Origin of the sequence: Chengkuizengella axinellae (assembly GCF_030730905.1) — a bacterium.
GTDB lineage: Bacteria > Bacillota > Bacilli > Paenibacillales > KCTC-33759 > Chengkuizengella > Chengkuizengella axinellae.
Genome location: NZ_JAVAMP010000024.1, coordinates 1 through 25618 on the forward strand (window position 1 = coordinate 1; position 25618 = coordinate 25618).

General features: G+C 35.5%; 25 protein-coding genes, 1 rRNA gene, 2 pseudogenes and 1 riboswitch. Of the genes and pseudogenes, 23 read left to right on the plus strand and 5 right to left on the minus strand.

What is annotated here, in order from left to right; all coding sequences use genetic code 11:
* Positions 1 to 141: 141 nt before the first annotated feature.
* The 3 genes from rrf to Q5Y73_RS23545 all read left to right on the plus strand — a co-directional run bounded on the left by rrf (position 142) and on the right by Q5Y73_RS23545 (position 1572).
* Positions 142 to 258, plus strand: a 5S ribosomal RNA gene (gene rrf / locus Q5Y73_RS23535).
* Between the two features lie 167 nt (positions 259 to 425).
* A complete protein-coding gene (locus Q5Y73_RS23540; RefSeq protein WP_305994376.1) occupies positions 426 to 1247 on the plus strand; it encodes a metallophosphoesterase in 822 nt (273 codons plus the stop codon).
* Positions 1248 to 1329: 82 nt separating this feature from the next.
* Complete coding sequence (locus tag Q5Y73_RS23545; RefSeq protein WP_305994377.1) at positions 1330 to 1572, plus strand: zinc ribbon domain-containing protein; 243 nt, start codon at positions 1330 to 1332, stop codon at positions 1570 to 1572.
* Between the two features lie 147 nt (positions 1573 to 1719).
* On the opposite strand, the gene Q5Y73_RS23550 is transcribed toward Q5Y73_RS23545, so the two are convergent.
* Both Q5Y73_RS23550 and Q5Y73_RS23555 read right to left on the minus strand, forming a co-directional pair.
* A complete protein-coding gene (locus tag Q5Y73_RS23550) occupies positions 1720 to 2088 on the minus strand; it encodes a DUF423 domain-containing protein (RefSeq protein WP_305994378.1) in 369 nt (122 codons plus the stop codon).
* Positions 2089 to 2273: 185 nt separating this feature from the next.
* Entirely contained in the window at positions 2274 to 2939 is a 666-nt protein-coding gene (locus tag Q5Y73_RS23555; protein ID WP_305994379.1) for a Yip1 family protein, read from the minus strand.
* Between the two features lie 207 nt (positions 2940 to 3146).
* On the opposite strand from Q5Y73_RS23555, the gene Q5Y73_RS23560 reads away from it, so the two are divergent.
* The 15 genes and pseudogenes from Q5Y73_RS23560 to Q5Y73_RS23630 all read left to right on the plus strand — a co-directional run bounded on the left by Q5Y73_RS23560 (position 3147) and on the right by Q5Y73_RS23630 (position 19109).
* Complete coding sequence (locus tag Q5Y73_RS23560) at positions 3147 to 3335, plus strand: hypothetical protein (protein ID WP_305994380.1); 189 nt, start codon at positions 3147 to 3149, stop codon at positions 3333 to 3335.
* Positions 3336 to 3559: 224 nt separating this feature from the next.
* Positions 3560 to 3661, plus strand: a riboswitch (purine riboswitch).
* A gap of 249 nt (positions 3662 to 3910) precedes the next feature.
* Positions 3911 to 4402 carry a 5-(carboxyamino)imidazole ribonucleotide mutase gene (purE, locus tag Q5Y73_RS23565; protein WP_305994381.1) on the plus strand — a complete coding sequence of 164 codons (492 nt, stop codon included), beginning with the start codon at positions 3911 to 3913 and terminating at the stop codon, positions 4400 to 4402.
* The gene (gene purK, locus Q5Y73_RS23570) at positions 4399 to 5589 is read left to right on the plus strand and encodes a 5-(carboxyamino)imidazole ribonucleotide synthase (RefSeq protein ID WP_305994382.1); all 1191 of its coding nucleotides are present in this window, start codon (positions 4399 to 4401) and stop codon (positions 5587 to 5589) included. The genes purE and purK overlap by 4 nt, the downstream gene beginning before the upstream one ends.
* Positions 5586 to 6881, plus strand: coding sequence for an adenylosuccinate lyase (gene purB, locus Q5Y73_RS23575; RefSeq protein WP_305994383.1), 1296 nt, complete (start codon positions 5586 to 5588; stop codon positions 6879 to 6881). The genes purK and purB overlap by 4 nt, the downstream gene beginning before the upstream one ends.
* Before the next feature lie 91 nt (positions 6882 to 6972).
* A complete protein-coding gene (locus Q5Y73_RS23580) occupies positions 6973 to 7857 on the plus strand; it encodes a phosphoribosylaminoimidazolesuccinocarboxamide synthase (RefSeq protein WP_305994384.1) in 885 nt (294 codons plus the stop codon).
* 24 nt (positions 7858 to 7881) lie between these two features.
* A complete protein-coding gene (purS, locus tag Q5Y73_RS23585) occupies positions 7882 to 8124 on the plus strand; it encodes a phosphoribosylformylglycinamidine synthase subunit PurS (RefSeq protein WP_305994385.1) in 243 nt (80 codons plus the stop codon).
* A gap of 165 nt (positions 8125 to 8289) precedes the next feature.
* Complete coding sequence (gene purQ, locus Q5Y73_RS23590; protein ID WP_305994386.1) at positions 8290 to 8979, plus strand: phosphoribosylformylglycinamidine synthase subunit PurQ; 690 nt, start codon at positions 8290 to 8292, stop codon at positions 8977 to 8979.
* Complete coding sequence (purL, locus tag Q5Y73_RS23595; RefSeq protein ID WP_305994387.1) at positions 8960 to 11200, plus strand: phosphoribosylformylglycinamidine synthase subunit PurL; 2241 nt, start codon at positions 8960 to 8962, stop codon at positions 11198 to 11200. The genes purQ and purL overlap by 20 nt, the downstream gene beginning before the upstream one ends.
* A complete protein-coding gene (purF, locus tag Q5Y73_RS23600) occupies positions 11185 to 12624 on the plus strand; it encodes an amidophosphoribosyltransferase (RefSeq protein ID WP_305994388.1) in 1440 nt (479 codons plus the stop codon). Before purL ends, purF begins: the two co-directional genes overlap by 16 nt.
* Positions 12625 to 12705: 81 nt before the next feature.
* Complete coding sequence (gene purM / locus Q5Y73_RS23605; protein WP_305994389.1) at positions 12706 to 13749, plus strand: phosphoribosylformylglycinamidine cyclo-ligase; 1044 nt, start codon at positions 12706 to 12708, stop codon at positions 13747 to 13749.
* Positions 13746 to 14369, plus strand: a complete 624-nt coding sequence (gene purN / locus Q5Y73_RS23610; protein ID WP_305994390.1) for a phosphoribosylglycinamide formyltransferase — start codon at positions 13746 to 13748, stop codon at positions 14367 to 14369. Before purM ends, purN begins: the two co-directional genes overlap by 4 nt.
* Positions 14370 to 14657: 288 nt before the next feature.
* Positions 14658 to 16199, plus strand: a complete 1542-nt coding sequence (gene purH / locus Q5Y73_RS23615) for a bifunctional phosphoribosylaminoimidazolecarboxamide formyltransferase/IMP cyclohydrolase (RefSeq protein ID WP_305994391.1) — start codon at positions 14658 to 14660, stop codon at positions 16197 to 16199.
* An 89-nt stretch (positions 16200 to 16288) separates the two neighbouring features.
* Positions 16289 to 17560: a phosphoribosylamine--glycine ligase gene (gene purD, locus Q5Y73_RS23620; protein ID WP_305994392.1), complete on the plus strand. Its 1272-nt coding sequence runs from the start codon at positions 16289 to 16291 to the stop codon at positions 17558 to 17560.
* An 88-nt stretch (positions 17561 to 17648) separates the two neighbouring features.
* Positions 17649 to 17810: pseudogene (locus Q5Y73_RS24960) on the plus strand (alpha/beta fold hydrolase); the annotation flags it as partial.
* 630 nt (positions 17811 to 18440) lie between these two features.
* Complete coding sequence (locus tag Q5Y73_RS23630) at positions 18441 to 19109, plus strand: Bax inhibitor-1/YccA family protein (protein ID WP_305994394.1); 669 nt, start codon at positions 18441 to 18443, stop codon at positions 19107 to 19109.
* 104 nt (positions 19110 to 19213) lie between these two features.
* On the opposite strand, the pseudogene Q5Y73_RS25010 reads toward Q5Y73_RS23630, so the two are convergent.
* Both Q5Y73_RS25010 and Q5Y73_RS25035 read right to left on the minus strand, forming a co-directional pair.
* Positions 19214 to 19349: pseudogene (locus tag Q5Y73_RS25010) on the minus strand (ISAzo13-like element transposase-related protein); the annotation flags it as partial.
* A gap of 130 nt (positions 19350 to 19479) precedes the next feature.
* Entirely contained in the window at positions 19480 to 19617 is a 138-nt protein-coding gene (locus Q5Y73_RS25035; protein WP_503366726.1) for a YuzK family famiily protein, read from the minus strand.
* 518 nt (positions 19618 to 20135) lie between these two features.
* On the opposite strand from Q5Y73_RS25035, the gene Q5Y73_RS23640 reads away from it, so the two are divergent.
* The 5 genes from Q5Y73_RS23640 (at position 20136) to Q5Y73_RS23660 (ending at position 24563) form a co-directional block, all read left to right on the plus strand.
* A complete protein-coding gene (locus Q5Y73_RS23640; RefSeq protein WP_305994415.1) occupies positions 20136 to 21191 on the plus strand; it encodes a DUF3048 domain-containing protein in 1056 nt (351 codons plus the stop codon).
* 390 nt (positions 21192 to 21581) lie between these two features.
* The gene (locus Q5Y73_RS23645; protein ID WP_305994395.1) at positions 21582 to 21899 is read left to right on the plus strand and encodes a PadR family transcriptional regulator; all 318 of its coding nucleotides are present in this window, start codon (positions 21582 to 21584) and stop codon (positions 21897 to 21899) included.
* The gene (locus Q5Y73_RS23650) at positions 21896 to 22453 is read left to right on the plus strand and encodes an HAAS signaling domain-containing protein (RefSeq protein WP_305994396.1); all 558 of its coding nucleotides are present in this window, start codon (positions 21896 to 21898) and stop codon (positions 22451 to 22453) included. The genes Q5Y73_RS23645 and Q5Y73_RS23650 overlap by 4 nt, the downstream gene beginning before the upstream one ends.
* The gene (locus tag Q5Y73_RS23655; RefSeq protein ID WP_305994397.1) at positions 22450 to 23388 is read left to right on the plus strand and encodes a DUF4097 family beta strand repeat-containing protein; all 939 of its coding nucleotides are present in this window, start codon (positions 22450 to 22452) and stop codon (positions 23386 to 23388) included. Before Q5Y73_RS23650 ends, Q5Y73_RS23655 begins: the two co-directional genes overlap by 4 nt.
* Before the next feature lie 44 nt (positions 23389 to 23432).
* Positions 23433 to 24563, plus strand: coding sequence for a DUF4097 family beta strand repeat-containing protein (locus Q5Y73_RS23660; RefSeq protein ID WP_305994398.1), 1131 nt, complete (start codon positions 23433 to 23435; stop codon positions 24561 to 24563).
* Positions 24564 to 24828: 265 nt separating this feature from the next.
* Here the strand turns inward: Q5Y73_RS23660 and Q5Y73_RS23665 are convergent, their stop codons facing one another.
* Positions 24829 to 25338 (minus strand): hypothetical protein, encoded by a 510-nt coding sequence (locus tag Q5Y73_RS23665; protein WP_305994399.1) that lies wholly within the window; start codon positions 25336 to 25338, stop codon positions 24829 to 24831.
* Positions 25339 to 25618: the final 280 nt, after the last annotated feature.

Sequence of the window (25618 nt, forward strand, 5' to 3'; positions counted from 1 at the left end):
GTCACTCTTAAAGAAAACTCGCTGATTGACGAGCCTGATAAGGCGAAGACAGAAGCGTTAGTTGCACTTATACTTTCTACATTGTTAGAACTACTACGTTGAGTCATCAACTTTAGCAGTTTGATTATGGAAAGTACATCGTTTGGTGATGATGGCGGAGGGGTGCCACGCGTTCCCATACCGAACACGACCGTTAAGCCCTCCAGCGCCGATGGTACTTGGACCGCAAGGTCCTGGGAGAGTAGGACGTTGCCAAGCAAATTAAAAAACACTTTTGGTGAATTGCCAAAGTGTTTTTTTGTTATATTTATTTCATATTAATGTTGAGGATGAATAAATTTGATAAAGTGTATACATATGTATTTAGTGGGATGTGAGAGATTTAGATGAAAGAAAAAATATCAAGAAGGAGTTTCTTGAAAAAGATGTGGAAAACAGGTTTAGCCTTATTAGGCATAGCGGCATCGATTCCAACTTATTCTTATTTTGGTGAAAGGAAATGGCTTCAAACGAGTGAGATTAAGTTAAAATCAAATAAGCTTCCAGTACAGTTTTCAGGATTAAAAATCATTCATTTTAGCGATATGCATCTTGGTTTTCATACAGATAATCAATATATGGATGATCTTATTAAACAAGTAAATGCTCATGAACCGGATTTGATCTGTTTTACGGGTGATCTGATAGATGAAGATCCAGCAATATTAGAGACTTATTTAACTAAACTACAACAGTTTAAAGCACGTTATGGCAAGTTTGCAGTTTTAGGTAATCATGATTATGGTAAAGTAAATAGCAATGCTTTAAAGGTTTCAGAAGTATTAAGTCGTTCTGATTTCAAATTGCTTATAAACGAAAAGATACAAATGAAAAAAGATAATGCATTGATGAATATAGCTGGTTTGGATGATATTTTATATGGTAATGCTGATTTAAATCATACCTTGTCAAATATTGATCAAGACACTTACACAATTTTATTAGCTCATGAGCCTGATATTGCTGACGAAGTTCAGAATTATCCAGTTGATTTGCAGCTTTCTGGTCACAGTCATGGAGGTCAGATAAGGTTGCCTTTATTCGGACATATAATAGCACCACCTATGGGTAGAAAGTATGTCAACGGTTTATATGAAGTTGGAGATTCTCTGAATGTGTATACAAATAGAGGTATCGGAACCACGATATATCCTTTTCGATTTTTTTGCAGACCGGAGATTACGGTAATCACGCTTGAAACCTCTTAAGTTATGATTACGTAAATGTAAAGTGAAGATCATATGAAGTTGATTAATGTGAAAAGTTGTGATTGAAAAAGGAGGAAAGGGTATGAGTGCTGAAACTGTGATTCAAAGGAATTTTAAATGTACTAAATGCAGTGGAAATCAATGTCGCACTAAAGAAGTAGCCATGACTGGAACTGGATTAAGTAAAATGTTCGATATTCAACATAATCGATTTTTATTTGTTTCGTGTGAAGGCTGTGGATTTGTGGAGGTATATAATCCTGCTATTTTAAATAATAAATCATCTGGTCAGCTTGGGAACATTATGGATATATTATTTGGATAATGATCTAAAGATTTGGGACTATTCATTATCGAATGGAGTTTTTGAATTAAATATAAGTTTTAAAAAATAGCGGTGGCAGTACCGCTATTTTTTTATTTTCACTTTGAGGTGTTGTTATGTTGCCATGAATTACTATAAGAGGGGAATTCATCTATGCTTCCAAGCAGCTACACTAATCAATAAAAATCCAATTAAAAAGGAAGTACCTCCGATTGGAGCAAGAGCTCCGAAAATTCCAATGCCAGTTAAACTTAATATGTATATACTGCCTGGGAAAATGACTGTCCCTGCTACTAACATTCTTCCTGCCCACTTTATAGAATGACCAGATAACTTGTCCATCACAAGTGCTGCAATAAGTACAGATAAAGAGCCAAATAAATGATATTGTACAGCAATTTGATAAGTTGAGTAACGATCCTCCGTTAACTCGCTCTGTAATATGTGCGATCCAAAAGCGCCTAAAGCTACAGCCAAAAAGGCTAATAAACTTCCTAATAGTAAGTAATTTCTCAAGAGAAGACCTCCTAAATAATAGTTCACCTGTTGAAAGTATATTTGAATACGGTACTCATTTCAACAATCTTCACTATATGTATTGATTAACTAAGCAAAACATCCCCGTTTCTATTATAAGAAAGGGGATTTAATATTGTTATCAACAACGACATCTTGTTAATGACAGGATATTATTGTTTCAATTAGATAAATGGAACAATAGCTAATCCGATCAATAATAAAGGTACGAATATGATTAAAAAAGCAATGATAGATGCACCCAATGCTCTCCAAGCTGAGAATTGATGAGCTTCGCCTAAACATTTTAGAGAGATTATAATTGTCCAGCAAGCTATAACTAGATCTATTAGTAGTAGCAAGAGTAATAATGCAAAGAGAATTGGGCTATTATCTATGTTAGGAGTCAAATAGGTGAAATTCTCTTTTCCGAACAACAATAAAGAAGGGAGCCAAACAATAATAAGAGAGTATACATATGGAATGAAAGAATAAGCTAATGCATACCTAACTTCTTCTGTGGTTCCATGTCCATTTAGTATACTTCCAGCCCATCTAAATATGGTAGGAGCTAAATAATAATATATAATTCCAGTGAATAATGGAAATACAATCGATGCAAACAGTACTGTTGACATACTATAGGTATCACCCATATCTCTTGTAGAGGCTTGATCTAAAGAATTTACAAGCATGCCTAAATAAATCAATAAAAATACCTTACCTGGCTTATTATTAAGAACAGATCTCATCGTAGCTCGTGGTTTAATCCATATAGAAAACCATGGGTTTAATTTCACCTGTTTTTCTGTCATATTATTATGTTCATTATTATGGTTTTCATTTTCCATCTCATCAGTCCTTTATATAGAATAACAGTTTACATATTATAGCATGGTTTTGAAATTACAAGTGAAAAAAATCCAGTTTTTGAGTACTTTGATGATTATAATAACGATGGTTTTGTAGATTTTACTGTTGAAGAGCACTTTTCAAGCAATGGGAAGTTAGTTAAAATTTTTACAATTAAAGAAGATAAAATCGAGCTTTTACCTTTTATGGATTCTAATGAATTGTTGATTACTGGATATGCAGAAACAGTTAATGAAGAAAAAGTGAATATCAAATATTTTGAAAAAGTAAACGAAAGCACAATTAAAAAAACGTTCTACAATAATATTATAGGTGAGTATGATACAGGTTTCTTTGAATGGGATGGTACTCAATTTGTCCTAAAGGATGAATAATAATTGATCAAATGAAGCCTGATGTATAAATATTTTGCGTGAGTATATTATTACACCATGTTTTCATGTAATTTCCAAATTTTATTGTATAAATCACGTATGTTTTCTTACTTTAATGCGATAAAAAACGAACATTAAAACTACTAGCATAATAAATGTTCGTGAATTTGTTGACACAACCATGTTACACTGGTAAACTAAAAGCGAATTGAAATACGGGATAAATTTAATATGAAATGGTTACTCATATAATATCGGGAATAAGGCCCGAAAGTTTCTACCCAGAAACCGTAAATTTTTGGACTATGAGCAAAGTATTAAGATAAGTGTGGGATTTAATCCCAAGCATCGCTGATAGGAAGTTCCGCCTCCGATTCAACGATATTCTGTATCTTTATACTTTACATAGTAGCTTTTAATGGGTAGGTTCTTTGAACCTACTTTTTTTTACCCCAAAAAGTGAAGAACACCAGATCATATCAAGGATTTGAAGTATTGGGAACCTCTTCGAGAGACTCCAATAAGAGTTTTGGTTTTTTTAAAAGTATAATTATAATAAAAGGTAGGGATAAAAAATGTCAGCTAATGTTAAGGTTGGAGTCATTATGGGCAGCCAGTCAGACTGGGAAACAATGAAACACGCTTGTGATGTACTTGATGAGCTTGAAATTGCCTATGAAAAGAAAGTGGTTTCAGCCCATCGTACACCAGATCTTATGTTTGAGTATGCATCATCAGCAGTTACTAAAGGTTTAAAAGTAATTATAGCTGGTGCGGGAGGAGCAGCGCATCTTCCTGGTATGGTTGCATCAAAAACAGAACTTCCAGTCATCGGAGTACCCGTTAAATCTTCTAATTTAAACGGTTTGGACTCATTATTATCAATTGTTCAAATGCCTGGAGGAGTTCCTGTTGCCACTGTTTCCATAGGTAAGGCAGGAGCTACAAATGCTGGGTTATTAGCTGCACAAATTTTAGGTGCCTTTAATGAAGATATACAGATGCGAATTACAAACAGACGAGAAAGCATAAAACATGCCGTTTTAGAAAGCAGTGAAAATTTATGAAACAACGTCAAGTGATTCTTCCAGGAAGTACAATTGGTATTTTAGGTGGAGGGCAGTTAGGTCGCATGATGACTTTAGCAGGACGTCAAATGGGATACCGTTTTATAACACTGGACCCTGTTGAAGATGCACCTTGTGCTCAAGTTGCTGATGAACAAATTGTTGCTGGATATGATGATTACCAAGCTGCTGAGAAATTGGCAGAGCGTGCTGATGTTATCACGTATGAATTTGAAAATGTAAATGCTTCAGTGGCTGATATGTTAAGTGAAAAATCATACGTTCCACAAGGAAGCCAATTGTTGTATACCACTCAGCATCGATTAAGAGAAAAAAGAGCTATTGAAGATGCAAGTGTACCTGTAGCTCCTTATGCTGAAATTAAAAGCGAACAAGATCTAGTGGATGCAGTTCAACGTTTTGGTACTCCATGTGTTTTGAAAACAGCGGTCGGAGGTTATGACGGTAAAGGTCAATGGGTAATCAGATCTACAGAAGAAATTTCAGATGCCTACAATACTTTGAGAAAGGCGAATACAGATCTTGTTTTAGAGCAATTTATTCGTTTTGAAAAAGAGCTCTCTGTAGTCGCAGCTAGAAATAAAGAAGGTCAAGTGAGTACATTTCCGGTGGCTGAAAATATTCACATAGATAATATTTTGCATACCACTATTGTTCCTGCCAGAATAGATCAAAAAGTACAGGATAGAGCAAAGAAACTAGCCAAAAACATCGCCGAAACGTTAGATGTTGTAGGTCTGATCGCAGTTGAAATGTTTTATACCAGCGATGGGAAATTATACGTAAATGAACTAGCTCCTCGTCCGCACAATTCAGGACATTATACGATGGATGCTTGTAAAACCTCACAATTTGAACAGCATATCCGAGCGATATGCAATTTGCCATTGGAATCTTCAGAATTAATATGCCCTGTTGTGATGGTAAATATATTGGGTGAGCATGTTGATCCGTTACTAAAATGGATGGAAGAGAATCACCAAAATGCAAATCAAGATGTTATTATTAAAGTTCATTTATATGGAAAAAAAGAAGCAAAAGAAAAAAGAAAAATGGGTCACATTAATCTGTTGACTAAAGACATAAATCTAGCGTTAGACTGGATAGAAAACACAGGTATTTGGGAAAAAAAGCAACTAGGTAAAAAGGAAGGGGTTCTTTCATGATAGAACGTTACAGCAGACCAGAAATGACAGCAATTTGGACAGAGGAAAATAAATTCAAAGCTTGGTTGGAGGTAGAAGTTAATGCCTGCGAAGCTTGGTCAGAATTAGGAGTCATTCCTAAAGAGGATGTTAAGCTGTTAAGAGAAAATGCAAGCTTTGACATCGAGCGAATTTATGAAATAGAAAAAGAAACAAGACATGATGTAATTGCTTTTACTCGTGCCGTATCTGAAACATTAGGAGCAGAGCGTAAATGGGTTCATTATGGTCTTACTTCTACAGATGTTGTGGATACAGCCAACGGATATTTAATAAAACAAGCGAATGAAATCCTTAAGAAGGACATTGAACAATTTATTTCTATATTAAAAGAAAAAGCGATTGAACATAAAGATACGGTGATGATGGGTAGAACACATGGTGTACATGCTGAACCAACTACCTTTGGTTTAAAAATGGCACTCTGGTATGAGGAAATGAAGCGGAATTTAGAACGTTTTGAAAAATCTGCTGAAGGTGTGGAGTTTGGAAAAATCTCTGGTGCTGTTGGAACATATGCGAATATTGATCCTTTCATTGAACAATATGTTTGTGAAAAATTAGGTACTAAAGCAGCACCAATTTCAACACAAACATTACAGCGTGACCGTCATGCTGATTATATGGGAACACTAGCATTAATTGCGACTTCTTTAGATAAATTTGCTACAGAAATTCGTGCTTTGCAAAAAAGCGAATTTAGAGAAGTAGAAGAAGCATTTGCAAAAGGACAAAAAGGCTCCTCTGCGATGCCGCACAAAAGAAATCCAATCGGAAGTGAAAATATTTCTGGATTGTCTAGAGTAATCAGAGGACATATGGTATCTGCTTATGAGAACGTACCTCTATGGCATGAAAGAGATATATCTCATTCCTCTGTTGAACGCGTGATTTTACCAGATGCAACAATCTTACTAAACTATATGTTAAATCGTTTTGGAACTATTGTTAAAAACTTAACCGTCTTCCCTGAAAATATGAAAAAGAACATGAAGAGAACCTATGACGTACCTTTCTCTGGCAGAGTGATGACGATGTTAATTGACAAGGGATTAAGCAGAGAGCAAGCTTATGACACTGTTCAGCCTCGTGCAATGAAAGCATGGGAACAGCAAATCTCATTCCGTGAAATTGTGGAAAATGAATCAGAAATTACTCAGCATTTAACAGCAGAAGAGATTGACGATTGCTTTAATCCTAGCTGGCATTTAAAGCATGTAAACACAATATTCGAACGTTTAGGTTTACTATAAATAAAAAAGATAGCATTACAAAAGGTTTAGGACCCCGTAAATGAAATAGGATTTTGGCTTTTTGGGGTATTTTGAAGAGGAGGTTTATCCTTTGAACTCAACGACTACATTGTTAACAGCTGTAGATCTCATCGATGCTCCTTTAGTTTATAAAGGCAAAGTTCGAGAGTTATATGATTTAGGAGAACACTATTTAATGGTTGTGACAGACCGAATCTCAGCTTTTGATTATATTTTGAAGCCAGGAATTCCCGACAAAGGGAAAGTGCTAAATCTCGTAAGCAAGTTTTGGTTTGATCAAACAGAACATATGATACCGAATCATATGGTGCATGCAGATGTGAACTTATTAAAGGATGTCATAAAAAAACCTGAACTTCTTCAGGACAGAATAATGGTCAGCCGCAAAGCAGAGAGAATTGATATTGAATGTATTGTCAGAGGCTATATTACAGGTGGAGGCTGGAGACAATATGAAAACAATGGTGAAATAAACGGAATTAAATTACCAGATGGTATGAGAAAAAATCAAAAGTTGGATGTTCCTATCTTTACCCCTTCTTTAAAAAATGATGTAGGGCATGATGAAGATATTCCTGTAGAAAAAATGCAGGGAATCGTGGGCAAAGCATTAACGACTGAACTGATGGTAAAAAGCTTGGAGTTATATCAATTTGCGCATGATTTTTGTAAAGAGCGAGGAATTATATTAGCAGATTGTAAGTTTGAATTTGGTTTTGTAGATGGAGAACTTATTTTAATAGATGAAATATTCACACCTGATTCTTCAAGGTATTGGGCTGAAGAAAAGTATGCTCTTGACATAGATATTGATAGTATGGATAAAGAGCCTGTTCGCACATTTTTATCACATTCAACTTGGGATAAAAATAGTGAGCCAGATCCATTGCCGGAAAAAGTTGTAGAGGAAACATCTGCGAGATATAAAGAAATTTTAAATAAATTAGATCAATAGGTCATTAGGAGGACATTGAGAACAATGATAAAAGCAACCGTTTATGTAACGATTAAAGAGAGCGTATTAGATCCGCAAGGAAATACAGTACAAGGTGCTTTACATTCAATGGGTTTTCAAGAAGTGAATAACGTCCGTATCGGTAAATATATGGAGTTGACTTTAGATACAACAGATAAAACGGAAGCAGAGCAACGCATTACAGAAATGTGTGAAAAATTGCTAGCAAACACAGTAATAGAAGACTATAGATTTGAATTAAACTAAAATAAAAATTAAGAAGGAATGAAGGCCGACTAAGATCTCACCACGTCCTTGTGGTCAACGATGCATCAAAACATCCTGTTTTGACGGCATGGGGGTCCCATTAGCCACACCCGTATTGTTGAGTTATTAATAAAGTTTTTTTTGAAACTAAGGAGGATATCATCAATGAACTTTGCAGTTCTAGTATTCCCAGGATCTAATTGTGATATTGACTGTTATAATGCGGTCGAAGATACAGTTGGGCAATCTGTAGATTATGTATGGCATACAGCGGCAGACCTTTCAAAATATGATTGTATCATTTTACCTGGCGGTTTCTCTTATGGAGACTATTTAAGAAGTGGTGCAATTTCTAGATTTGCGCCTGTGATGAATGAGGTAGTAAAAGCTGCAGAACAAGGAAAATACATTATTGGCATATGTAATGGATTCCAAATTTTATTAGAGTCCGGATTACTGCCTGGAGCGATGAGAAGAAACAATACTGTAAAGTTCCGCTGTCATCACAGCAATCTGAAAGTGCAAAACAATACGAATCCATTTACACAGGAATATAAATTGGGAGAAGTGATTGATATCCCAATCGCACATATGGAAGGAAACTACTATTGTGATGAGAATACGTTGGCTTCATTAAAAGAAAACAATCAAATTGTTTTCACTTATGAAGGTGACAATCCAAATGGATCAGTGGCAGATATCGCTGGCATTTGCAATGAAAAAGGAAACGTGCTTGGCATGATGCCTCATCCGGAACGAGCTGTTCACGATATATTAGGATCAGCAGATGGTAAAAAAATGTTTACATCAGTTTTAAGTGCATGGAGGGAAAAAAATGGCGTTGCAATCGGTTAAAGAACCAACAGTAGAACAAATTGCAGATCAGAAAATCTATCAACAGTTTGGGGTTACAGATGAGGAATTCGAAAAAATATGTGGTTTTTTAGGCCGTAAACCGAACTACACAGAAATTGGTGTATTCAGCGTGATGTGGTCAGAGCACTGTTCATATAAAACGTCCAAGCCTATTTTAAGAAAATTCCCGACAACAGGAGAACGTGTACTCATGGGTCCTGGGGAAGGTGCTGGAATCGTAGATATTGGAGATAATCAAGCAGTTGTATTTAAAATTGAGAGCCATAACCATCCTTCCGCTGTAGAGCCATATCAAGGGGCTGCAACAGGTGTTGGTGGTATCATTCGTGATATTTTTTCCATGGGAGCTCGTCCGATTGCTTTATTAAACTCTTTAAGATTCGGAGATTTGAACAATGACCGAGTGAAATATTTATTTGAACATGTCGTAGAAGGAATTGCAGGATACGGAAACTGCATCGGGATTCCAACAGTAGGTGGAGAAGTTAATTTTGATGATAGTTATGAGGGGAATCCACTAGTCAATGCTATGTGTGTTGGATTGATCGATCATGATCAAATTCAAAAAGGAGTAGCGGAAGGTGTAGGAAATCCAGTGTTTTATGTTGGACCTGCAACTGGACGTGATGGAATCCATGGTGCTACATTTTCATCAGAGGAATTAACAGAGGAAACACAAGCTAAGCGCTCTGCTGTGCAAGTTGGAGACCCATTTATGGAAAAGCTTGTGATGGAAGCATGCCTTGAGTTGATCGATTCAGGTATTGTACTCGGTATTCAAGATATGGGAGCAGCTGGTTTAACATGCTCTAGCTCTGAGATGGCGAGTAAAGCAGGAAACGGAATGGAATTGTATTTGGATCAAGTGCCTCAGCGTGAAGAAGGAATGACACCTTACGAGATGATGTTGTCAGAATCTCAAGAGCGGATGTTATTTGTCATTAAACCTGAACATGAAGAGCAAGCCGTTAATATTTTCAAACGTTGGGGATTAGATTGTCCTAAGGTTGGAAAAGTTACAAATGACGGAAGTTTGAAGTTGTTCCATCATAGAGAGCTTGTTGCGGACATGCCAGTAACAGCTTTAGTTGATGAATGTCCTGTGTACAATAAACCTTCAAAGGTGCCGGAATATTACGAGAGCAATCAAAATCTAGAGCTTACCTATGAAGAAGTGGTGGATTTAAATCAAGCCTTAAAGGATGTTCTAGCATCTCCTACGGTTGCAAGTAAGGAATGGGTATATAATCAATATGATTATATGGTACGCACAAGCACAGCGGTACAACCTGGGTCAGATGCTGCTGTTGTAACGATTCGCGGTACACGTAAAGCTTTAGCGATGACAACAGATTGTAACAGCCGTTTTGTTTACTTGGATCCAGAGGTAGGTGGGAAAATCGCGACAAGTGAAGCAGCTAGAAACATCGTATGCTCAGGTGCTGAACCACTTGCGATTACAGACAATTTGAATTTCGGAAATCCAGACAAACCAGAAATCTTCTGGCAGCTGGATCAATCAGCAGAGGGTATTGCTGAAGCGTGTAACGTATTAAATACACCTGTTATTGGTGGTAACGTAAGTTTATACAATGAAAACAGCAAGGGTGCTATCAACCCTACGCCAGTGATCGGAATGGTTGGACTTGTGCATGATGTTGACCATATTACGACTCAAGGTTTTAAGAATGACGGAGATATCATTTTCTTATTAGGTGAAACAAAGAACGAATTAGGTGGAAGTGAGTTCCAAAAGATTGTTCATGGACAAACGGAAGGAAAACCTCCTGTTTTAGACTTAAATACAGAAAAAAGATTATTAGATACAGTGCTTCAAGCGATTCAAAAAGGTTTTGTTGCATCTGCACATGATTTATCTGAAGGTGGTTTAGCAGTTGCATTGTCAGAATCATGTATCAGTGGGGAAAAAGGTGCAGAGGTCAACTTTCAGTCTGATTTACGTCCAGATTTAGCTTTATTCAGTGAAAGTCAGTCTAGAATTTTATTAACTGCTTCTGCTGAAGAAGTAGAGCAATTAGAACAGTGGCTTACAGAGCAAGCGGTACCTTATCAAATCATAGGGAAAGTAACAGGCAGCTCAAACCTTAACATCAAGGTTGACGGTCAACAAGCTATTCAGTCTTCAGTAGAACAACTAGAAAAGGTTTGGAAGGATGCGATTCCATGTCTTATGAAGTAAAATACCCACTTTGGACAGGCAATTATTACAACGAAGGGATGGACCCTGAATTTTTTGATAAGTTAAAAGAGGAATGTGGAGTCTTTGGTGTGTTTGGACACGCCGAGGCTTCTTTCCTATCTTATTATGGTCTTCATTCCTTGCAGCATAGAGGACAGGAAAGTGCGGGGATTTGTACATCAGACGGCTCTCAATTTCACTACCACAGAGGTATGGGGTTAGTGAAAGAGACCTTTGAAAATGATAAACTTCTTGAATTATCAGGTTCTATTGGAATCGGTCATGTCCGTTATTCGACATCAGGTGAAAGTGGAATCAACAATGCTCAACCTCTCGTATTTAAATATAAAGAAGGCGACTTAGCACTTGCAACGAACGGAAATTTGGTGAATGCACCAGAAATAAGAAAAAAACTTGAGCAGCAAGGCTCTATTTTTCAAACTACAAGTGATACTGAAGTTGTTGCCCATTTAATTGCGAGATCCAAACATGAAAAACTAGAAGATGCAGTGAAGGAAGCTTTACAACAAGTAGAAGGAGCTTATGCGTTTCTTTTTATGACTCAAAAGAAACTAATAGCCGCATTAGACCCTCATGGGTTACGTCCTTTTGCAATGGGACAGCTTGGGGATGCTTTTCTCTTCACTTCAGAAACCTGTGCGTTTGATTCTGTGGGGGCAACAGCAATACGTGATCTAAACCCAGGTGAAATGATTATTTTAGATGAGAACGGAATGAGAGAAGATCGATTCTCTGAACCTAAACAAAGAGCTTTATGTTCTATGGAATATATCTACTTTGCACGTCCAGACAGTGACATTGAGAACAATAACATCCATACAGTACGTAAGCAAATGGGTAGACAGTTGGCAATCGAATCTTTTACGGATGCAGATGTAGTAACAGGTGTTCCAGATTCCAGTATTTCAGCAGCAATTGGGTTTGCAGAACAAACGGGAATTCCTTATGAATTAGGATTAATTAAAAATAGATATACAGGCAGAACATTTATTCAACCAAATCAAGAGCTTCGTGAGCAAGGTGTTAAAATGAAGTTGAGTGCGGTTCGTAAAGTAGTTGAAGGAAAAAGAGTCATTATGATTGATGATTCTATCGTTCGTGGCACAACAAGCAGAAGAATTGTCAATTTGCTGCGTGAAGCAGGAGCAACAGAAGTTCATGTTAGAATCAGTTCTCCTCCTTTCCAAAACCCTTGTTTTTATGGGATTGATACACCAAGTAGAGAAGAATTGATTGCTTCTTCTAAGTCAGTTGAAGAAATCAGACAAACCATCAATGCGGATTCACTTTACTTTTTAAGCCAAGAAGGATTAATTAAATCAGCAGGAAAAGAAGTGAGCACGCATGGGATGTGTTTCGCTTGTTTTGATGAGAAATACCCAACGAAAGTACCTTCTTGTTAATAGATTTTTGTAATGTTTTAATGATTTTTTAGAAATATAAACATACTTTTGAATACATTTTGTTCTGAGGAGTGAGAGAAAATGTCCGATGCTTACAAACAAGCTGGTGTAGACATTAATGCTGGTAATGAAGCGGTTGAACGAATGAAAAAACACGTAAAAAACACATTTCGTCCAGAGGTGTTAACAGATCTTGGTGGATTCGGTGGTTTATTTTCATTAAATAAAGAAAAGTATGAGGAACCTATCCTTGTATCTGGCACAGATGGTGTAGGCACAAAGTTAAAACTTGCTTTTGCAATGAATAAGCATGACACAATTGGCATCGATGCTGTAGCAATGTGTGTGAACGATATTATTGTTCAAGGAGCGGAACCTTTATTCTTCTTAGACTATTTAGCTTGTGATAAAGTCGTACCTGAAAAAATAGAATCCATTGTTAAAGGGATTGCTGACGGTTGTAAACAATCTGGTTGTGCTTTAATCGGTGGGGAAACAGCAGAAATGCCAGGCATGTACTCTGAAGGTGAATATGATATAGCTGGTTTTGTTGTAGGAGTAGTAGATAAAAAGAAAATGATAGATGGCTCTACGATTCAAGATGGAGACGTTGTACTTGGTTTAGCATCTAGCGGGGTGCACAGCAACGGTTTTTCATTAGTTCGCAAATTGTTGCTTGAGGATGCTGGATTTCAATTAGATGATCACATAGAAGAATTGGACGGCAAACTTGGTGATGTGCTCTTAACACCGACGAAATTGTATGTGAAGCCTGTTTTATCCATGTTGGAGAAAGTTCAATTAAAAGGGTTATCACATATTACGGGTGGCGGATTTATCGAGAACATTCCTCGTGTTTTACCTGAAGGTGTGAATGTGGATATTAAGGATGGTGCATGGGATATACCTGCTATCTTCTCATTATTGCAAAGTAAAGGAAACATTAGTAAAGCGGATATGTTCCGTACCTTTAATATGGGAATTGGTATGGTGATCGTAGTATCTGAGCGTGATGCAGACGAAGTAATCCGTATTGCAGAAGAACAAGGAGAATCAATATACCAGATTGGTAAGGTGACAAAAGGAACTCAAAAGGTCACCTTTAATGGAGATGAAATAGAATGAGTTCATTTCGCATAGCTGTATTTGCATCAGGAAGCGGGTCAAATTTTCAAGCGATTATAGATCATATTCAAGAGAAGAAGCTGGATCTGAGTATCGAGCTTCTTGTTTGTGACAAACCTGGGGCAAAAGTCATTGAGAGAGCAGAAATAGCCAATATCCCTGTTTTTGCATTTCGTCCTAAAGAATATGTTTCAAGGGAAGCATACGAGCAAGAGATCGTAAAAGAATTACAAAAGAAACAAATTGACCTCATCGTACTAGCTGGATATATGCGTTTAGTAACAGATACTTTAGTTAAACCTTATTATGGAAAAATGATAAATATACATCCATCGCTCTTACCATCATTTCCAGGTTTGGATGCTATCGGACAAGCGTATGAGTATGGAGTAAAAGTAACAGGTGTAACAGTTCACTTCGTTGATAATGGAATGGACACAGGGCCAATTATCAATCAGGAGTCAGTAATTATTGAAGAATCAGATACTTTAGAGCAGCTAGAGAATAACATCCATAAGGTTGAGCATCGGATTTATTCAGAAGTAATTGATTGGATAGCTGAAGGTAGAGTTCAATTACAGGATAGGAAAGTAAATGTATTACCCCAAAAAGTGAATTGAAGTTTTATAGTATAACCTATTACTTTTCGGGGACCCCGGAATCTGAAAGTAGATCGAAAAAGTGAACAAGATTCAAGGATGATTATTCCGATTACTTTTCGGGGACCCACATCTTTGGCAGATTAAAAACTAAAAATAGAGGAAAAAAATGGCCTTATTTTCAAATAAATTCATACTTATTCAAACGACATGAACTTATACCCATCAGACTCTTTCTTTTAGACGGAGAAGAGCCTATTGTTACGGGCATAACATAAATAAATTCAATTTACAGGGAGGAAAAAACAAGTGAGCATAAAAAGAGCATTGATCAGTGTATCGGACAAAACAGGTATTGTAGAATTTGCTGATCAGTTATCCAAATTAGGAGTAGAGATCATTTCAACTGGAGGAACGAAAAAACTATTAGAAGAAAGTGGTGTACCTGTTATCGGTATTTCCGAGGTTACAGGTTTTCCTGAAGTATTGGATGGCAGAGTAAAAACCCTTCATCCAGCAGTACACAGCGGACTACTAGCAGTACGTGACAGCGAAAAACATCAACAGCAAATGAAGGAGCTTGAATTAGATTACATCGATTTAGTTGTTGTAAACCTATATCCTTTCCAGCAAACGATAGAAAAACCAGATGTGACTTACGAGGATGCAATCGAAAACATCGATATCGGTGGACCAACGATGTTAAGATCTGCAGCAAAAAATCATGCGTTTGTATCCGTTGTAGTAGACTCCAACGATTATGCTGAAGTGATCGAACAGATTAAAAGCAGTGAAGATACAACACTTGAAACTAGAAAAAAACTAGCAGCAAAAGTATTTCGTCATACTGCCGCATACGATTCCCTTATTTCAAACTACCTTTCTCAACAAATGGGTGAAGAGTTTCCAGAGAGATATACGGTGACTTATGAAAAAGTACAAGATTTGCGCTATGGAGAAAATCCTCATCAAAAAGCAGCATTCTACCGTAAACCATTAGCAGATGAAGGTAATATTACAACGGCCGAAAAATTACATGGAAAAGAGCTTTCCTACAACAATATCAACGATGCTAATGCGGCTCTGCAAATTTTAAAAGAGTTTAATGAACCAGCAGTAATAGCCGTAAAACATATGAACCCTTGTGGAGTAGGCATTGGGGAAACGATTGAAGGGGCATATCAAAAAGCTTATGAAGCAGATCCAGTATCTATTTTTGGTGGGATAGTAGCTTTTAACCGTGAGATCGGAAAAGAAATAGCAGAAAAACTACATGAGATTTTCTTAGAAATCATCATCGCACCTAGTTATACTGAAGAAGCAATAGAAGTGTTAACTCAAAAGAAAAACATTCGTTTATTGAAATTAGGTGCAGCAAAGCAAGACAACAAACAAGATCAAATCATTACTTCCGTAGATGATGGAATGTTGATTCAAGATAATGATACACATCAATTGAAAGATGAAGATATTAAGGTTGTGACTGATCGTCAACCAACTGAGGAAGAATTAAAACAATTATTATTTGGTTGGAAGGTTGTCAAACATGTGAAGTCCAATGCTATTGTATTAGCAAACGACAATATGACTATCGGAGTAGGTGCTGGACAAATGAATCGTGTTGGAGCTGCGAATATTGCGATTGAGCAAGCAGGAGAAAAAGCACAAGGTTCAATTTTGGCATCTGATGCATTTTTCCCAATGGGGGACACATTAGAATTAGCTGCAAAGGCTGGTATTAAGGCAGTCATTCAACCAGGTGGTTCAATTCGTGATGAAGAATCTATAAAGGTAGCGAATGAGCATGGTATTGCGATGGTTGTTACAGGTGTGAGACATTTTAAACACTAGGAAATAGATAATATAATAATGTGTAACTTCAAATAATCTCATAAATGGTATACAGTGTTGTTTATCATTTTGAATAGGGGGTAAAAAAATTGAAAGTTCTTGTTATAGGTAGAGGCGGAAGAGAACATACGATTATTTGGGCATTAAATAAAAGTCCAAAAGTAGAGAAGATATATTGTGCTCCAGGAAACGCGGGGATTGCTGAATTAGCTGAATGTGTGGATATTAATGAACACAGCTTTGAAGAGTTAGGAAACTTTGCAATAGACAATAACATTGATTTCGTTGTTGTTGGACCAGAGGACCCTCTTTTTGCAGGTATTGTGGATTATTTTGAAGAAAAGAACATCCCAGTGTTTGGACCTAGAAAAAATGCAGCAATTATCGAAGGAAGTAAAGTATTTACTAAAGACCTAATGAAAAAATACAACATTCCTACAGCAGTATATGAATCCTTTGATTCTTATGAAAATGCACTTCAATATTTACATGAACAAAAAGTGCCTATTGTAATTAAAGCGGATGGTTTGGCAGCAGGTAAGGGTGTGATTGTTGCACAGACTATGGAAGAAGCAGAAGCGGCTTTAAAAGACATGATGCTGGACAAGGTGTTTGGTGAGGCTGGTAATAATGTAGTTATTGAAGAGTTTTTGCAGGGTCAAGAGATGTCAATCTTAGCGTTTGTGGATGGAGAAGTTGTGCGTCCTATGGTTCCATCTCAGGATCATAAACCAATATTTGATGGCGATAAAGGACCAAATACAGGAGGAATGGGAACTTATTCACCTGTCCCTCATATTCCACAGGCTGTTGTGGATGAAGCGATTGAAACGATTCTTATTCCAGCTGCAAAAGCAATGGTGAGTGAAGGAAGAACCTTCAAAGGCATTTTATATGCTGGTCTTATGATTACGGAAAATGGACCAAAAACAATTGAATTTAACTGTCGATTCGGCGATCCAGAAACGCAAGTGGTACTTCCGCGTTTACAATCAGATTTAGCAGAAATTTTCTTAGCGACGATAAATGGTACATTGCAGGACATAGAAATTAACTGGAGTGAAGAAGCTGCAGTTTGTGTAGTTTTATCTTCAGGTGGTTATCCAGGTTCATATGAAAAAGGCATTCCAATGACAGGTTTGGATCAAGTAGAAGAATCCGTTGTTTTCCATGCTGGAACAGCGTTAAAGGACGGGAAAATCGTCACAAATGGTGGACGTTTGGTAGGCGTGACTGCAACAGGAGCAGATATTGCAGGAGCAAGACAAAAAGTATATGCAGATGTTGAAAAAATTCAATATGATGGAAAACACTATCGTACGGATATAGCACAAAAAGCACTAGTTGCACAACAATCATAGTTAAGAGAAAAAAATGATATGAACCAAAAAAAGCTGGTGCTCACTATTAGTGGTAGCAGCAGTTTTTTTGCATCTCAAGGAGGTAAACATGGGAGAATTATTAAACATTAATGGACATCAAATTTATGTAGAAACTCATGGTGATCCATCTGCACAACCTCTACTTTATTAACACGGAGGACCTGGAACTAGTTGCTATGATTTTATGCATTTTCAAGCTGAAAGATTAGGAAAATCTTTATTTTTAATAGCTAGTGAAACTATAGATAGATTACCTCAGGCTCAAGTACATTTCAACAAATTACATACAGATCAAACAATGTACAAAAGTATGTTAGATAAACTTCAAAAACTGCCTCACTCTTCACTAATCATTCATGGTAAATATGATCCTGTTCTCTGTGAACACCAACATGATTTCGTTATGAAGAATGTGAACAATGCACAAATTATAACATATGATAAAAGTGCTCATTTTCCTAGAATTGCTGAACCTGATGGATATGCTGAGGAAGTTATTCAATATATTCAAGGTAAATAACTAAAAAAGCTGTTACTCATTATCGTGTGTTACAGTTTTGTATCTAAAATCTTTGAATAATTAATTTATCCACAATTTCATCACATAACTGAATAAGTCCTTCCTCGTTTTCATTAATTAACTGTGTACAAATATATCAATGCTTAACATATCCACAGTCTTTAATAGGTTGTGATCTTATCTTGTAGGTTTTATAATCAAGTGATGGATTGAACTACCTTTTATTGATTAAGATTTATGTGATTAAAATCATAGTTGGAAAAGCAAAACATATAGATATATGGTAAAATACTATTATCTTGATTAATTTTTATGATTGAAAGTGAGGAGTTAAGTAATATGGAGTATCAGCAAAATCAAACATTTACAGGTGAATACGAGGATACTTATAATTATTCGTTTCATAAGTTGATGAGAATGTTTACAATCTCTCTACTGATCTCGTTTGTGGGAACTTTAGTTGGGACAAGAGTAGATCCAGTTTTAATGTTTCCGCTAGTGATTGTACAACTAGTAATGATTTTTGCTTCGATGTTTATTCGTCGTAGAGGGAAGCCAATCGGTTATGCATTTACGTATATTTTCTGTTTTATAAGTGGAATAACGTTGTATAGCGTTATCGGTGCTTATGTATCTCGAGGTGCAGGAGCAACAGTTACAACTGCATTATTGTTAACCGTATTAATTTTTGTTGGTTTGTCAGTATATGCTTATAATTCAAAAAGAGATTTTAGCTTTTTAGGCGGAATATTGATGGTTGGATTATTTGCATTAATTGGTTTGAGTTTAATTGGATTATTTCTTCCAGGTTTAAACGATGGAGTAATGGGACTTGCTATTTCATTTGCAGGAATTTTAATTTTCTCAGGATTCATTCTCTATGATATTTCACGTTATAAACATGGAGTACCAGATGAAATGATTCCTCTAGCAGTGCTTAGTTTATATTTAAGTTTTATCAACTTATTTTTATATTTATTGCAGTTTTTAGGTCTATCTAGAGACTAATATTATAAAATGAATAAACAAATCAAGAAACGCTGTCAATAGGATGGCGTTTTTTTGCAATTTAAGAATCTTTATGATGATTTCCCTCGCTAAGTCATCCTTTAGGCAATGGCGTAAACCATTTCTTCGTTATGGAGTAAATCACCGTTCCAGTGTTTACTCTAATCTTCCCCAAATTCTCTCGATGGGGTTGTACTCGCTATGATAAGGCGGGTAGTACGCCAAAATAATCTTCACATTTTAAGACAAATAAAATAGGCACATCGTCCTGAGTATCAAGAAAAAAAATCTCTTCTTAAAGTTTCAGTATGATTGTGCCCATCATATTCTTAATAAGAAATTATTCATATTTGTTAATATTTATCGGGGTTTAATTCAGGCTTGATAAGAATTTTTTGTGGGAGATATACTCTTTTTCTCTTTTTTTCTCAATAGCTTGGCGGGTTTTAAAACAGGCATTGTACTGTTCATAACTGACTCCATGAGCTTGATACATAGCTTTGTTCATGTGACTGGCATACTTTAGTTTTAAATGTTGGATAACATCCACTCCTCAATGTTTTTTTTAATACTTCATAATGCTATCACCTATAAAGCTTTACTTCAAACTGCATATTTACACAAAAAAACTGCTATGAATTGGTCAGTCACTAATGAAGTCCCTCAGCTCTTTGACATATATATATCTTGCTGATTACTGCCTTAGAATACAAGATGCTAGAAAATGATTTCAATATTTAACAGAAAAAACACAAAATTTACATATATTTAAAATCATAAGTATCACGAATAGGCGACTTTCTTTATTTGATTTAAATGTTTCTTATTTTGAAGCATGGGATAGTATTTCGTCATGATATAAAATTTAAACACTTCGTCCTATATCATCACATCATTTGATTAATGAATGTAAAGAGATTGTTGCCATCAGAGGAAATTTTTAGCTGTAAAAAACAACATATCTGTGGTTTAATAGAATTGCTAAATATATCAAAAAAATTCATAGCAGGTGATTGATTCGTGAGGATGAGAAGTTTAGGGATTTTTATTTTGTTATTAAGTTTTACAGTGATTTTTGTTGGATGCGGAGAAAATCCATCAGCAGAAATTGAAGAAGAAGAGACTGAACCCGTAGAGGTAGTCATTGATGAAGAACCAATTGATATTGAAGAGCCAGACGAAGAACCTGTGATTGAATATCCATTTTCTTTTCCTTTTACTGGATTAGGGACTGAAGAAGAAGCATTAGAACGTCCTGTAATGGTCATGGTTGAAAATTCACCTAATGCAAGACCACAGAGCGGATTGCATCAAGCAGATATCGTATATGAAATCTTAGCTGAAGGTGAAATTACTAGATTTGTAGCGGTGTATCAAAGTGAATCGCCAGAAATAATTGGACCTGTACGCAGTATTAGACCGTATTTTGTTGAAGTTGGAGAAGGGCTGGATGCTTTAATTGTGCATGCAGGTTGGAGTCAGGAAGCGATGAATATGATTTCACAACGTGGTCTTCCTAATTTTGATGAGGTATATGGTGACGGAGCGTACTATTGGCGAAGTGATGATCGAAGACCTCCACATAATCTTTATACAAATACAGAGTTAATAAGAGAAGGGGCTTCGAATAAAGGTTACCGTGACACTTGGGCAGATGTTGATTTGACATTTGCAGATATAGAAACAATTTTAGATGGAGATCCTGCTAGTGAGGTAGAAATTCCTTATCTTCTTGGATATAAAGTGAACTATGAATTTAACGAAGAAGAAAATGTATACTATCGTTACATGGCGGGGGAAGCACATAAAGATCGTGAAACTGAGGAGCAGCTTGTAGCCGACAACATTCTGATTGCTGAAGCAAGTCACTATGTTTTAGATAATCTCGGGCGTAGAGATGTGGATGTATATGGGCCAGGAACTGGTTACATCATTCAATCTGGAAAAGCGAAGTCTATTACATGGGAATATGTTGGAGGAATCATCCGTGCCTTTGATGAAAATCAACAGGAAATTCCATTATTATCAGGTAAAACATGGATACATATCGTGCCTATAGGTTCTGCGGTTGCGATACAATAAATACATAGTTACAAAAAACAGAGGACCAAATCTACTATGGATTTGGTCCTTGATTATCAAGAGATCATCTTTAAATTCCTGATCATACGATAGATGATGCTGAGTGGAAATCTCTAACTGACATATAAAGCATTGAACACGTTTATCCAGAGGATTTAGACCTCTTAGTGAATATGATAAAACAGAAAGTTATATCAAAAAAACATCGGTTATATATTAGATAATCGGTGTTTTTTTTGCATTCAAAAATAAAATTAAAAAAAATATATTCAGTACCTTGCATTGTTCACTAGTGTGTAGTATTATATACGTGAGGAAAAAATTAGGATATTTTTTTGATTAACTACTATACATTATTCAATAGTGAATATAAAAGAAGGAGGTAGGGGCATGAACGTTCAGTTTAAAAAGGGAGTTCTTGAACTATGTGTGCTAGTTCTAATCTCAAAGAAAGACCAGTATGGTTATGAATTAGCTCAAAACATTTCTAGAAAAATTGAAGTAGCTGATGGAACGTTATACCCACTTTTAAGGAGATTAACTAAAGAAGAATATTTATCAACTTATTTAGCTGAATCTACAGAAGGACCTGCGCGGAAATATTACTCTTTAACGGAAAAGGGAACCGACTATATGAACTTATTAGTTAAAGAGTGGAACCAGTTTTCAAGTGCGGTGAATGATTTTATTGAGGAGGTATTAACATGAGTAGGAATGAATTTATAAGTCAATTAGAGTCATTGCTAGAAAGTGTAAATCAAGCAGATAGAAATGAGATTATATATGACTACTTGGAGCACTTTGATATCGGATTAGCCAATGGCAAATCAGAAGAAGAGTTAGTAAAAGAGCTTGGAGATCCAAAAGTCATCGCAAAGGATTTATTAGCAGATTATCGAGTGACCAAAGCAGAGGAAGATAAATCGATCGGAAATATGTATAAAGCAATACTAGCTACCTTCAGCTTAAGCTTTTTTAATATTGTATTTATAGTAGGACCTGTAATAGGAATATTTGGAGCATATCTAGCTTTAAGTATAGCAGCAGTTGTGTTGACTATATCACCTTTGCTTCTCATACCTCAAGTGATTATTTACGGTTTTGATAATATAGAGCTGAATATTTTTGCAACCATATTATTGTGTGGCATAGGGATTTTAATGAGTATAGGAATGATTCATACTGGAAGGTTTTTGTATAATGTAACACTTCGTTATATCCGATTTAATATTCGTGTGATTAAGGGAGGAAAAGCAAAATGAAAAACTTTGTTCTCTTAGGCTTAATTTTAATTGTTGTAGGAGCTATAGGTGTTGTTGTATTTTTAGATGATGTTTTCAAAACTTTCACTATATATGAGGAAAAAACCATTTCTGCTGAACAATTTAATAAGATAGAAATCGAAACAACCTCAACAGATGTTCAAATTATACCTACAGTCAATGATGAAATCTCTATCATCATTAACGGGGAAGCAAGTAAAAAATTTGAAGACTTATTAAAGTTAGATGTGCAAGAAAATGGGGATGCATTAGAAATTAAATTAAAACAAAAAAATGCCTTTCATATTGGTATTATGATTAATAGTGTGGATCTGCAAGTAGGGGTTCCACAAAAGTTATATGAATCCTTTGAAGTGGAAGCTCTTTCAGGAGATATAGAAGCTGAGCGATTAAAATCAGAGTATTTAAATTTATCTGTAGGTTCGGGAAATATTGAGATTGAAGGGTTGCAGTCCAGTGAAGTAGAGTTGTCTACAACCTCTGGAGATATTAATGCAAAAGATGGAATTGTAACTTCTAATATGATAATTGATGCATTAAGTGGAGATATAGAAGCTGAAAATATAACAACAAACTCATTGACAATGGAGGTTTCGAGTGGGGACATAGATTCTATAAATAATATAGTAAAATCATCAAGTTATGAAACGTTAAGCGGCAATATTGTAATTTACAATAATGAACTTAAAGGAGATATCAAAGCGAAAACAACAAGCGGAGATATTGAGATTGATTTGGAGCAGGAAAATGAATCTTTCTCATTTGATTTAAGAGCTTTTTCAGGAGATGTTGATGTGAAAAAAGAAGGGAACTTGTTTGAAGAAAAATCGGATTCAAAAGCAATTGGGAAAGTTGGATCAGGTGAGTATATTATAGAAGCAAATACGACCTCAGGGAATATTACTTTAAAATAATTTTGAAAATAACTAAAAAACGGATTAATTTAGGGGGAATGAACATGAATAGAAATGAATTTATGAATCAATTAAAATTATTGTTAAAGGATGTACATGAAATAGACAGACGAGAGATTTTATATGATTTTTCGGAGCACTTTGATATCGGATTAGAAAATGGAAAATCAGAAGAAGAGCTTGTTAGAGAACTTGGCGATCCACAAGTGATTGCAAAGGACCTATTAGCAGACTATAGAGCAACGAAAGAAGAAGATAAGCCAATTGGAACTAAGTACAAAGGGATGCTGGCTAATTTCAGAGAGAATTTTTTCAATACGGTTGATATATTTGAGGAAAAAATAGTATCTGGTGAAACCTATACAAACATTCATATCAATTCAAGTTCCACAGATGTGATTGTTATACCAACAGATATAGACGAAATTAAGGTCACATTAAGTGGGGAAGCAAGCAAACGATACGAAGAGGCAATTTCATTGAGTTTAAAAGAAACTAGAGACACTTTACAAATCAAACTAAAACAAAAACCACTCCTTTTTAATGTAGGATTTTCAATGATTAAGGTTGATCTGCGTGTAGAAATTCCTCAAAAATTATATGATTCATTTAAAGTGAATGTATCCTCTGGAGATATTCAAGCTAAAGAATTACAAACAAAGGAGCTAAACCTATCTACAAACTCTGGGGATGTTGAGGTTGAACAATTCCAAGCAGAGAATGCGCAGTTATTTACTTCTTCTGGGAATGTTTCAGCGAAGGATGGTACTGTGTCTTCTAAATTCACCATAGAATCGTCAAGTGGTGATATCATATCAGATAATATCATAAACAATTCACTAACTATGGAAGCAACTAGCGGTAATCTTCAGCTTACAAACAATGTAGCAAAATCATCGGTTTTAAAAGCAGTGAGTGGCAATATAAAAATAATGAATGATGAGATTCAAGGGGATATAAATGCCAAAACAATGAGTGGTAATATCACAATTGACATCGAGCAGGATAATGAAAGTTTATCATTAGATTTTAAAACCACTTCGGGCGATATCGTAGTTAAAAGAGAAGGTTATTTATATGAAGAAAAATCTAGTTCTCAAGTTTTCGGGAAAATTGGTTCTGGGGAATATACTATAAAAGCAAGGGCTTTATCTGGAGATGTTTCTTTAAAATAAATGCTTTCATAATCACGGAATATGGATCGATTTTTAGAATAAAAATTTTGATTTCAGAAATAAGGAATAAAATAGTTATCATCTGCTGATAACTATTCGATAGAGTGTATAGCTGAAAAATATGAAAAAATAGTGTTTCTATAGAAAAAATGATTAAACAAAAAAGTGCCTCCCAAAAATAAATCTGGGAGGCATTTTCATAGTTTTGTAATGAAAATGGATCAAGGATAATTGATTTCATTTTCCTCTCTAAGCCAGGCGAGGATCACATGCCTTTTAACGATTTATATAATCCGTTGTCGTTCAAATAATACATGTGGGATATTTTCCCTTGTTCGTATATATGTGCTCTTCCCATTACTTTTGCTTGCTTTTCTCCTGCACCTTCCTTCTTGTATATCACATTTACGGTAAAATTATAGGCACCTTCTGTTGCTTCATTTTGTTTGATGTCAATACTTTTAACACTAATGATGTAGTTTTCATAATGTGCAGTTAATTGATAAGTCATCGCATGAGAACCAATAAATCCATAATAATAATTTTCAGTAAAATAAGACTTGTATTGTTCGTCCAGATAATCCTCTAGTTCAGTTGAGGTATTTGTGAACCTATCTAATATTTCAATTAATTCTTGGTCAGATGTAAATTGTTGTTGTAGTACCGATTTAATCACTTTGATGTTTTCATCTTCAGTCTCTGATGAACAACCGACTACAAGGATTGCAAGTGTCAAACAAAACATCGGTATAACAAGAGCTCTTATTTTAATCAATGTAACCCCTCCATACTTAATTTAAGCTTTTTTTATATTTACGTATAATACCTGTTTTTGTTTCGAATAATTGGAGGATGGTTATTTACAATTAATTTAACGTAAATAATTCAGATTTAATGGAAGATTAATCGTCTTTTGGCGAAAAAACTTTTTTGTCAAAGAATTGCATAATAATGATTAACATATTTATTAAATTGGAGGAGAAAATTTAATGATTTACAAACTTGAGCATGCAAAATTTGGAGGAGGGTTATATTGGAAATTATAGTAGGTTTAC